Annotated in this window: 9 protein-coding genes and 2 pseudogenes; 5 read left to right on the top strand and 6 right to left on the bottom strand. The window is 42.7% G+C overall.

Annotated elements, in window-relative coordinates; translation table 11 throughout:
- Window positions 1-248: 248 nt before the first annotated feature.
- The gene (locus P378_RS04440) at window positions 249-653 is read left to right on the top strand and encodes a DUF2680 domain-containing protein (protein ID WP_073235390.1); all 405 of its coding nucleotides are present in this window, start codon (window positions 249-251) and stop codon (window positions 651-653) included.
- Between the two features lie 430 nt (window positions 654-1,083).
- On the opposite strand, the gene P378_RS04435 is transcribed toward P378_RS04440, so the two are convergent.
- Window positions 1,084-3,096: an S-layer homology domain-containing protein gene (locus P378_RS04435; protein ID WP_099082410.1), complete on the bottom strand. Its 2,013-nt coding sequence runs from the start codon at window positions 3,094-3,096 to the stop codon at window positions 1,084-1,086.
- A gap of 556 nt (window positions 3,097-3,652) precedes the next feature.
- Here P378_RS04435 and P378_RS04430 point away from each other — a divergent pair.
- Both P378_RS04430 and P378_RS04425 read left to right on the top strand, forming a co-directional pair.
- Entirely contained in the window at window positions 3,653-3,874 is a 222-nt protein-coding gene (locus P378_RS04430; protein ID WP_099082409.1) for a winged helix-turn-helix domain-containing protein, read from the top strand.
- Between the two features lie 295 nt (window positions 3,875-4,169).
- Window positions 4,170-4,811 (top strand): hypothetical protein, encoded by a 642-nt coding sequence (locus P378_RS04425; RefSeq protein ID WP_099082408.1) that lies wholly within the window; start codon window positions 4,170-4,172, stop codon window positions 4,809-4,811.
- A gap of 216 nt (window positions 4,812-5,027) precedes the next feature.
- Here the strand turns inward: P378_RS04425 and P378_RS04420 are convergent.
- Window positions 5,028-5,297, bottom strand: a pseudogene (locus tag P378_RS04420) (heavy metal translocating P-type ATPase); the annotation flags it as partial.
- Between the two features lie 194 nt (window positions 5,298-5,491).
- Here P378_RS04420 and P378_RS04415 point away from each other — a divergent pair.
- Window positions 5,492-5,698 carry a hypothetical protein gene (locus P378_RS04415; protein WP_099082407.1) on the top strand — a complete coding sequence of 69 codons (207 nt, stop codon included), beginning with the start codon at window positions 5,492-5,494 and terminating at the stop codon, window positions 5,696-5,698.
- 640 nt (window positions 5,699-6,338) lie between these two features.
- Here P378_RS04415 and ltrA read toward each other — a convergent pair.
- From ltrA to P378_RS18880, 4 genes are all read right to left on the bottom strand, one after another.
- Entirely contained in the window at window positions 6,339-8,219 is a 1,881-nt protein-coding gene (gene ltrA / locus P378_RS04410; RefSeq protein WP_099082406.1) for a group II intron reverse transcriptase/maturase, read from the bottom strand.
- 683 nt (window positions 8,220-8,902) lie between these two features.
- Window positions 8,903-9,112, bottom strand: a complete 210-nt coding sequence (locus P378_RS04405; RefSeq protein ID WP_099082405.1) for a YvrJ family protein — start codon at window positions 9,110-9,112, stop codon at window positions 8,903-8,905.
- Window positions 9,113-9,179: 67 nt separating this feature from the next.
- Window positions 9,180-9,638, bottom strand: a complete 459-nt coding sequence (locus P378_RS04400; protein WP_238472874.1) for a tyrosine-type recombinase/integrase — start codon at window positions 9,636-9,638, stop codon at window positions 9,180-9,182.
- A 4-nt stretch (window positions 9,639-9,642) separates the two neighbouring features.
- Entirely contained in the window at window positions 9,643-9,744 is a 102-nt protein-coding gene (locus tag P378_RS18880) for a M48 family metalloprotease (protein WP_143338408.1), read from the bottom strand.
- Between the two features lie 65 nt (window positions 9,745-9,809).
- Between P378_RS18880 and P378_RS04395 the strand changes: the two are divergent.
- Window positions 9,810-10,055 (top strand): annotated as a pseudogene (locus P378_RS04395) (D-2-hydroxyacid dehydrogenase); the annotation flags it as partial.

Here is a 10,055-nt window from a genome sequence, read left to right as displayed (position 1 = left end):
CACCTGGATGATTTAACTTACGACCCGATAATAGCCTAGGAATTACATCATTTGTAAAAATGTGGATTAAAGGACTACCTCTTAAGTGGTTGTTCCTTTAGCATAAAGTAAAATGGGTTAATTGGTGTATACACCCAAATAATTACAAAATTATACAATTATATCTTCCAATTATTACCTTTTAATTTATGCGAAAGTTTTATGCAACGCTAGTGCGAAAAAATATATTTAATTTGGAGGAATGAAGAATGAAACGTAAACTAATTGCCGGTATTGTAACTGTAGCCCTTGGTGCCCTGATGGTTCCCGCAGCCTTTGCTGCTATAGACAACAACCAGCCTGATAATGCTACCAACACCGTAAACAACTCCAAGAACCAGCAATTCTTTAACCAAATGTTTGACCAGCACAAAACCTGGCTGGACAAGGCCGTAAAGGACGGCAAGATTACCGAAGAACAGGCTAAAACCTGGAACCAACACTTTGAGCAAATGAAGGACTTCCACAGCAAAAACGGTATGGGCCCCATGATGAACGGTGGCATGATGAACATGATGGGTAATGGTTCCGGTATGGGTCCCGGCATGATGGGCAACGGCACCGGCATGGGCCCTGGTATGATAGGTAACTTCAACACCCCCACCAGCAATTAACAGTACTTTCATATAACTTCATACTTGAATCCCCAACAACCCCACCGTTGTTAAGAAGAGCACGAACTACCCGTAGGGCGTTTGTGCTCTTCTTTTGGTTGTCCTGGTCTGATCCAATCGAGCAGGAGGGGGTGATTAACCCCCGTCCTCTCACACCACCGTACGTACCGTTCGGTATACGGCGGTTCATGTTGTGCAACGAAGTTCGTTGTATCTTTCGACTAAACTTCTAAGTCCTTGTTCTCGCCAGAAGGTGAGTCCGAGGCTTTTGCCGCCGACTTCCTTCAGATTCCACCTCGCGATGGACACCCTTGTCTTAAGCTACGGCTACTGCTACCTTCACCGTTCGGGACTTTCACCCTATAGATAACGCCCATGCCGGGCGCACGAAAAAGAGACTGAAAAACCAGTCTCTTTTTTCTATCTTGTCTTATAAATTTAGTTTAGCACTTTCCGTAATATCCAACAATCTAGCAAGCATTACCGTTGCTTCGGCCCTTGTGGCTTGTTTGCCAGGAGCAAATTTAACCTTTTGTTCAGAGATTATCCCTTTGACAATTCCCAAAGCACTGGCAGTTGCAACACTCTGCCTGGCCCAAGGAGAGATGGAACCGGCATCAGTAAACAACCCCAGAGAAGCATCATTTTGACCTATGCTGATCCCCTCATTTTCCAGTGCATTGGCAATCATGGCTGCCATTTGCTCCCTGGTAACGTACTGGTTGGGTTTGAAGGAACCGTCATGGTAACCCCGGACAATTCCTGCCTGGAACGCCTTGGCGATACTTTCGTAATGCCAGTCTTTTTCCGTAACATCACCGAATGTAATTGTCGCCTTCTCGTTGAGTCCCAGCAACCTCGACAACAGGGTGGCTAACTCGGCTCTTGTAATGTTGGCATCCGGTCTAAAGGAGTGGTCTTGATACCCGCCTACGATCCCCCGGGCAGCCATTCTTTCAATATCTTTTTGGCCCCAGTGCCCTGTTACATCAGAGAAATTCTTCTCCGGTTTGCTGAGAACAGCGTATTTACTAAAGTGTGGTGTGCTGAAAGTAAGTACCTGACCGTTCGTATTATGAATAGCGTGCATCGGCTCCCATTTAGATTCACTTTCATTATAATAGAAGACATCCAACCGGTGGTGGGTACCATCCAACCACATGTCAGATTTTACCGGCAGGGATACTCTTACTGATTGTTTTAGAGGATTCTTTTCGGTATTCCCATCACTCTTGATTTCCATATTGATTTCAAAAACCTTACCAATCAATTGGTAGTCAGTTTGGCTAACCAATTCCACTGCCTTACCATCAGCCAGTTCCTCTACTTTGAATTCCAACTTGGCGTTCTCGGGAAGGTCTATGGCAGCCGGGTTCAGAACGACCTTTACATCCTGAACTGAGATAATAAGTTCTTTACCGGTTTCTATCAACTGTTTATACTGGTCTCCAGTGAGGACTAAACTCTTTTGCCCCACCGGCGCAACCAGTGTTACAGTTCCCTGGGAAAGATTAATAGCCTCTTTTATTTCCCGGTCGGTAAAGGTAGTTTTCGTCACGTCAGTATTGGTCCCGGAATTTGCAGAGTCTGATGAACTGCTACTCCCCCCGGAACTGCCGCCCGAAGAACGCCTGGCAATACTTAAGTTCAATGTTTGACTAAAAGTATGTCCTAAGAAATCTGTGACGGTAACTTCAAAGGAATAGTCGCCGCTATTGGCAGGGGTACCGGAAATAACTCCTGTCACTGTGTCCAGCGTTAAGCCTTCCGGTAAGGTCCCACCGGTTATGGCCCATGTCAAGGGCTCTTTCCCGCCGGTTGCCTGCAGTTCTGTTGAATAAGCTGTACCTTCGGTACCAGTTGACAGTGAGGTGGTTACTATTTCCAGCTTTAAAACCATCTCGATGGGGTCAAGAACAACGTCATCATCTCCTACTTCAATGACATCTGGAGCAGTATAGTCTTCATACCCCTCTGCCATCACGGTCATACGATAAAAGCCAGGTACCACCTTATGGGTAAACTCCGTTATATCCCCGTTGGATATCACCTTAAGAGGCATGACCATTACATCTTTATTCTCCGGCTTCAGATAGACAGATGCAGTAACCCCTTCTGGTAAACCTAAAATGGTTCCGGTTACCCGTACCACGTGTATATCCTCAACTGTCGTATCACCAGCCACCTGAACAGGTTTCATCATAGCAGTGGCACCATTTATTAACATGCACAGTGTGTATTCACCTGTAGGAACATCCGAAATGCTAAACGCTGTTTGTCCTATCTCAAGATCCTGTGAAACAACTGTTTTCCCGGTGCATTTAGACAGCATGATCTTCACGGTATCTTCCTCTGAGATTCCGTAAACAGCACCGCTGACAGTATAAGTTTCAATTTCCTCTTCATCAACGGCCTCAGTAACCGGTTCTTCTGTTGTCTCCACGTTTGACCCCTCTTCCACGCTTGAGGTATCATCAGACGGGGTGCCATTGTCTTGACTGGAGTCGATGCTATCTAAGTTTTCATCTTGATAGACTGCTTCCTCTACCGATGGGTCTGAGGTGTTTGCTGAACCAGCTTCAGTGCTGACGTCACTTTGCTCTGTCTGAGGAGTCTGTCCGGGATCTTCCGCTAGGCTGGTTGAGCACTACTAAATGAGAAAATGTTTAACAACAAAAGCAACGTCATAACAATGGAACCGGACCTAATATATGACCGGAAACCACTTTTGTACACAAGCCTTCCTCCTTTTATTTTATTTTCAAAGAGCTGGATACATACAATACTTTCTTTGCTACCCCCCTTGACCTAGTTAAATCTGTCATCTTGACCAATTCTAACATGCGATTTTTACAAATCTTTTTCAAAGCTATGACATTTTTGTGATATTTAGGTCTGCAGAGAAAAATTAAACCAAATGATAAAGCAACAACAAAAAACCTTATTGACCCAAAGGATTTTGTTGTTTAACCAGAACGGTCACCGCCAACGGACAGGAAATCCACCTTACACCTAAGGAGTTTGACCTGCTGGTTTTGATGTCCCAGAATGCCGGTCAGGTTTTTACCCGGGAATTTTTACTGGAAGAAGTCTGGGGCGTAGATTACTTCGGTAATCTACGAATTGTGGATACCCTAATTAAACGTTTGAGGGAAAAATTCAAATCCCTGAATATTCCCTCTAATATTAATACTGTTTGGGGAGTGGGGTATAACGAATGATGTATAGACTTTGGAAATAAATCCTTCCTTACGACGGGAGGATTTGTTTTTTTGATCTAAGGTTTGGTGTTGCACCTGGTTTTTAACAAAAATGAAAATATTACATAAATGTCTTAATTTTGTAAAAGGTTTGTGAAAATTGATTGGTACAATTCATTACAAGAGCTGGATATAAAAGCCGGAACTAAGTTTATCGCGAAAAGGAGTGGTGATTATGGTCAATCTCCCTTAGACAAACCTCATAAAACAGCTAGAATCTTGCAAGTAAACATAATTCAAAAAAGGAGTGTTTTTGATGAAAAAATTAAGAACTGGTATTATAACTCTCACAGTAGCTAGCAGTCTTTTGGTAGGAGGAGCATTTGCCAGCGCAGCTCCAATGGAAGGAAAAGGGCCTAGCGACCATAGCAAAAAGCCTGGTAGTACCCAGGCCCAAAAATGCAGTTCTGAAGCTAAAGAAGCCATGTCAAGCAAGAAAGCAGATATGACGGCCAAAAAAGAAGCTATGGCTAGCAAAAAAGAAGAAATGAAAGCTAAGAAAGAAGCTATGGCTGAAAAGAAAGAGCAGCATAAAAAACAGGTTGTCACTGACACTCTTCACGGGGTAGAAACAACTGAAGATGGGCAACAAGTACTGATGATAGGTACAGGCGATAATGCCGCAGAAATTTTACTGACTGAAAACACCATCATCCTGGTTAACGGAGAAAAGACCGATGCTTCTAGCCTGGTAGCAGGTGCTCCGTTAACTGTTATTAAAAACAAGGCTGGTGAGGCTTTCTTGGTAATACAATTGCTTCAACCAGCTAGTGAAAACCAGACAACCGAAGGAGATACCTCCCACGATGAGGGCACTACAACTCCTGATGATACAAACACAACCGATACCGAAAATGCGGATACCGTTTCAACCGTTGAAAGTGAACATACCCATTAATTCTAACTAATTAAAACTGTTGTAAAGGATAGGTTAACCACCTATCCTTTATAACATCTTGTTATTCCTTTATTCTGTTTCTCCTTCGTGCAAAATACCATCCGGCAAAGGCAAATCCTGCCAGTCAATGCGATGGCTAAGAGTGAATCTTCCAGAAATTCCATATCATTCCCTCCTTGGACAAGGTTTATGTTATTATTCCGGACGTCGCGCCGGTTATGGTACCAACCGGTAAGAAATCTTTCCTTCTCTACGGAAGTCCCTGTATGGATCAAAGCGTAATCTCAGGGCATTGGTAACCACCGGAATGCCCAGTGTATTATAAATTAAGGCCCAGAACAGATTTTGTTTGATGTTCCGCATGGTCGCCCGGCTCAACTTGATGCTGGCGGCGACTCCTCTCAGATCCCCTCGCATCAAGGTAATGTCGGCAGCTTCCATTGCTACATCGGTACCTGTACCGATGGCAAAGCCTAAATCGCCGGTGCCTGTCTTGTCCAAAACAATTGCATTTAAAGCATGGGCTTTTTCCAGGTGTTCGCCTCCCTTTGTTGCCTAAAGTTACCTAACCTGTATTTAGTTAGTTTGGCCCAAACTTATGAAAATATCGCCAGACCTGTTACTAAAGACACTACCTCCAGGGAAAAATAATTAAAATAAACTGAAGGAGGAAATGTAGGATGCCAATGATGTATGGCTATGGAATGGGTTGGTTTGGTGGGATCCTCATGATGTTGATTCCCCTGGCGCTCCTGGGTTTGGTGGTTTACTGGGCAGTCAACTCCGGTGTAAAAAACGCCCTTAGGAACACTGCCGAATTCACCCCTCAGATACTAAAGTCAAAAAATTCCAATGACCTGGCTAATTCTGATGACAAAAAAGATTAGGATTTATTTTTCTGATCACAGTGTTAATAAGTAGGAAATGGCGGCGGTATTCTTAAGCGGCTCACTTTCTTGCTTCTTCTCCTGGGTTTGGGGTCATTCTTAGCGCAGCCAACCACGACGGCTACGAGTAAAGAGAGTAAAGATATAATAATCAAAACAAAAGCTAAACTTTTAAGACTGACAAAGAAAAAACCTCCCCTTCCATGATAATCAAGAAAAATTTGCAGGGGAGGTTAATTTTATACAATTCTTTCTCATCCTGGTGGGAACTGGACATGCCTAAGAAACCCTTTATCTTTCAACAATTCTATTAAAAGAACCATCTGGCCAACAGACCTCTAACAATTCCTGCTGCCACCACCGCAACAAACACCATAGCCAGCACCTTTCTTGGGATATAGCGTTTTAACATTAAAAATTGAAGGAACGTTAATGTCTGGCAGAGTCATGTATAATGCTGCCGCTGGTTCAATACCCAAGCTGAAGTTCATTAGGAACTGAATAATAGGAATTTCCGCTACAACTTATAGTGATAGGTAATAGACATCCTCGCATATTATCCTAGAGGGATAATACCGTTCGGAGCTATTTTCCCCCACTTCACACCGTGCGTGCGACTTTCACCGCACACGGCGTTCCATCAAACACTTTCTGGTTTCTGATTGAACTTATTCCTAAACTTGAGAATCTTATTATAGGTTTTCTTGTCGACCGGACATGAAACGTCTTTTGTGCTATGGATTAAGTCATGGCACCATTTATGGACGGATGCAAGATTTGGCACTTTATTGACTTGGTCTAGCGGTAAATTAGGATTTATATGATGCGTTTCAAGTTCATATCCTAGTATTGGTTTACCGCATATCTTGCATTTTCTTTTATCCCGGTTGAACGTATAGGCTCTGTTCATTAGGTATTCAAAGTTGTATTTTGGGTCGGTTAATCCCTTGGCTATTAGTTCAGATAGTGTTAGGCTCATTGTTATGTCGTCTCTGGGCAGTGGTTGTTTCTTTGTTGTGCGTTCATAATAGGCGTTTCTACCTTCCGGTGTGTATGGTGTTTCTATTGGGTTTTTGAGATATGCTTTTTCCCATTTGACGAATCCTAGGCTGGTTACTCCAATTATTAGTCCATTGTGTTTAATAGCTGGAATTTGTGTTGTATATTCTGTATGTCTATTGATTAGGTTATTTACCACATTGGCTGGAGTCCATTGGGCATTTTTTGATTTAAGTGCTTTGTATGCTGTATATTTTAGGGAATCAGCATATTTACTTAATTCTACGTTTACCATAGTTGCCGGCTTGTAGTAGTTGCCTATTCCGGTAATGGCGCTGTTTATTATATTAATTTGGTGTATTAGTTCCTTACCATTAAGTTTGCGTAATTTCTTAATACGTTTTCTTAATTCTTCAATTTTTGCTTTTAAACGTTTGTTGTCTGGTCTGGTGCAAGGTATCCATCCTGTTCTGGATTTACCTGGTATTTGTTTGTAGCGGAATCCTAAAAAGTGGATAGGGCTTTTTCTGATGTTTGTTATTACTGTTTTTTCTGGACTTAATTTCAATTTAAGCTTTGTATCTAAGTATTTTTCAATGCGTTTTTTCCACTTTTCGGCGTTGGCTTTGGTGTTTGTTATTAGTATCCAGTCATCGGCATATCTTACGAGATAGGCGGGTTTGAGATTTGTCTTCTTTAGTGCAATATTTCTGTTAGTGGTGTTGGAGTATTTGAATTTTGTTTTCTTTTCTTCCCATTCTCGTATTATCCATTGGTCAAGTTTATGAAGGTAGACATTGGCTAATAGTGGTGAAATAATTCCGCCTTGTGGTGTGCCTAATTCTGTAGTTTTTAGTTCGTCTAATACTCCGACTTTGAGCATTTTCTTAATTATTATAAGTATTCTTCTGTCATGAATGCCCATGTGCCAAAGTTGTTTTATTAGTTTGGTATGATTAATATTATCGAAACAGCCTTTAATGTCTCCTTCAATTATCCAGTGATATCCTGTTTTGTGGCATATATCTGTTGTTCTTACTAGTGCCATGTGTGCATCTCTCATAGGTCGGAAACCATATGAGTGTTTGAAGAATTGTGCTTCCATGATTGGTTCAATGATTATGCGCAGGATTTCTTGGACAATTCTATCAATGACCGCAGGTATGCCTAATGGTCTTTTTTCGTCTTTTCCTGGTTTGGGTATCCACACTCTTCTAAGTAAGTATGGGTTGTAGTTATCAAGTGCATTTTTGACCATTGTAATGACTTCTGGATATTGTTGCTCTAATATGTCTGGTATGATAACGCCATCGGTTCCCGCTGTTTTACTGCCGTGGTTGGATTTAATATTGTGTATGGCAGTGATGATTGTTATTTCGGATTTTGCTATTTCCAGCAGGTTTTTGAATTTGGGCAATTGGCTTTTATCAATAACCTGCTTAGTTGTTGTGTATAGATAATCCAGGATGGAACGTAGGTTTGATTCAGATTCCAGTTTCGGGTAGACTGATTCGTGAGCCAATGGCATCACTCCTTTCGGAAGATGTCATAGGGTTAGCCAGGTGTGCACAACGGCTTCCCAGTCAGGCTCAATCATAATACCGTCTATTGTTTGACTATGCCCCTTTACTCCACGTTGATTAGACGTTTCATTGCTACTACGGGCTGCTGTCCCCCACATTCACCGGCCATTTCCTACACGGTTAGATTTCATTACCTCAATTAGCTCAATCTTGCAGGGTTCCGTTGTATCGTGTTTCTTAACCTTATATACGACTTTAGCCGCCTGCTATGACCCGGAAGAAAGCCTTTGTCCATGGTTGGAGGACGAGGTACGTTTCCATTACGGAAAACGTCAGTCTTTGTAATTAATAATACATTGACCGTTTCTTCGCACCCTTTGGGTGTAGTAAGGTTCATTTTCCTTACTCGAACTTTTCGAGCCGTACAAACGCAGGTTTCTATGGTAAGTCAGCATGGTCGTTTTATGGTGGCCCGACTATTTCCCTAACCGCTTCTCAGGTCTGGTTTTCGTCGCCTTCACCGAGCTTCGTACCCTGAATCGCTGTCACTATTGAACTATCAAGGCACGTCGGAGTATTAGCCTTTCTACGTCGCCAACCTTCGACGCATTCGGGAATTTCACCCGATGATTCAGAAACACAATTCATCAGATTTACATCTGATACCTATTTTTATTAAGCATTACTGCTTAGGTTGTATAGGAACAACGCGCACATTAATCAGTTCGTTCATTTCCTGAATATCCATGTTGCTTTGCTTGGCGATAATAATACTCAGCAAATTGATACTCTTTTGCAGATCCCTGATCGTAGGCTCCAGCCGTAACAGCAAATACCCCGCTACCACCATTGGTAAGCCATAGTTTGATGCTAACTTAAAAAGTTCTTCCACTATATATCACCTCCATAAAGAGAAAAGGGAGACCAAGAAAATCAGCCCCGTGACAAGGAACAGTATGTCAGCATAAAAGATCACAGTAATCAGGAAAACTGAGAATGTAGGATGGTGGCTGATAACGAAATCTCAATGTTTGAGGCTCCTTTGTCTGCGCCAACGCCTGCTCCTTTAAACGTAAATCGGCTACCATGTATTTATGAGTAGTTTCGATGCTTTCGTGGCCCAGCCAGATAGCAATGGTTGAAATGTCCACCCCAGCCTCCAACAAATGCATTGCCGTTGTATATCGCAGCACATGCGGAGTGATGCGCTTCTGCCGTAACGACGGGCAACTCTTTGAAGCGGTTTTCACCAAGTACGCTAGGCGGTAGGTCACCCCGGAACGCGTGAGTTGTTTCCCTTGCCGACTCGTGAACACGTAATTGTCTTCGTGTATCTCTGTTTCTTTCAGGAATGCCTCCAGGTAATGTTTGGTCGTTTTCCACAGAGGAAGGCTGCGTTCTTTGCGTCCCTTTCCCATCACTCTATTTGGCCTCCCCTCTATACTTCCACAAATACCCCTTAAGCATCGCCTTAAACAACGGCCCGTGGTTGGGTATTTTTAAGTGCAGCAGTTCATGTGCAATGACCTAGATGAATAGTGGTATAATGTCAATAAACTTCAAGTAAAACAAAGGGTTAGGAGGTCTCTATGCCAAACACTGTATTTCTTAATTTAGAAAGGCTGGATTTTGACCGTCGGCTGGATCTGTCACCCATCGAAAAACTTACCACGGTTACCAAATACGATGCCAGCACCGACCAGGAGATACCGGCCAGGGTGCAAAACCAGGATATCGTCATAACCAAAGAATTGCCAGTGGGCAGGGATTTGATTGCGCAGTTCCCTCCCTCAGTGAAACTCATCTGTGAAGCCGGTACCGGTTTTAACAACATC

The sequence above is a fragment of the Desulforamulus profundi genome, assembly GCF_002607855.1.
Note: the sequence above shows the minus strand (reverse complement) of the source record. Positions and strands in the feature narration are given on the sequence as shown.

Excerpts from the sequence above, each read along its gene's own strand:
- P378_RS04440 (WP_073235390.1), top strand. The coding sequence starts at position 249 with ATGAAACGTAAACTAATTGCCGGTATTGTAACTGTAGCCCTTGGTGCC.
- P378_RS04425 (WP_099082408.1), top strand. The coding sequence starts at position 4,170 with ATGAAAAAATTAAGAACTGGTATTATAACTCTCACAGTAGCTAGCAGT.
- P378_RS04415 (WP_099082407.1), top strand. The coding sequence starts at position 5,492 with ATGCCAATGATGTATGGCTATGGAATGGGTTGGTTTGGTGGGATCCTC.
- P378_RS04400 (WP_238472874.1), bottom strand. The coding sequence starts at position 9,638 with ATGGGAAAGGGACGCAAAGAACGCAGCCTTCCTCTGTGGAAAACGACC.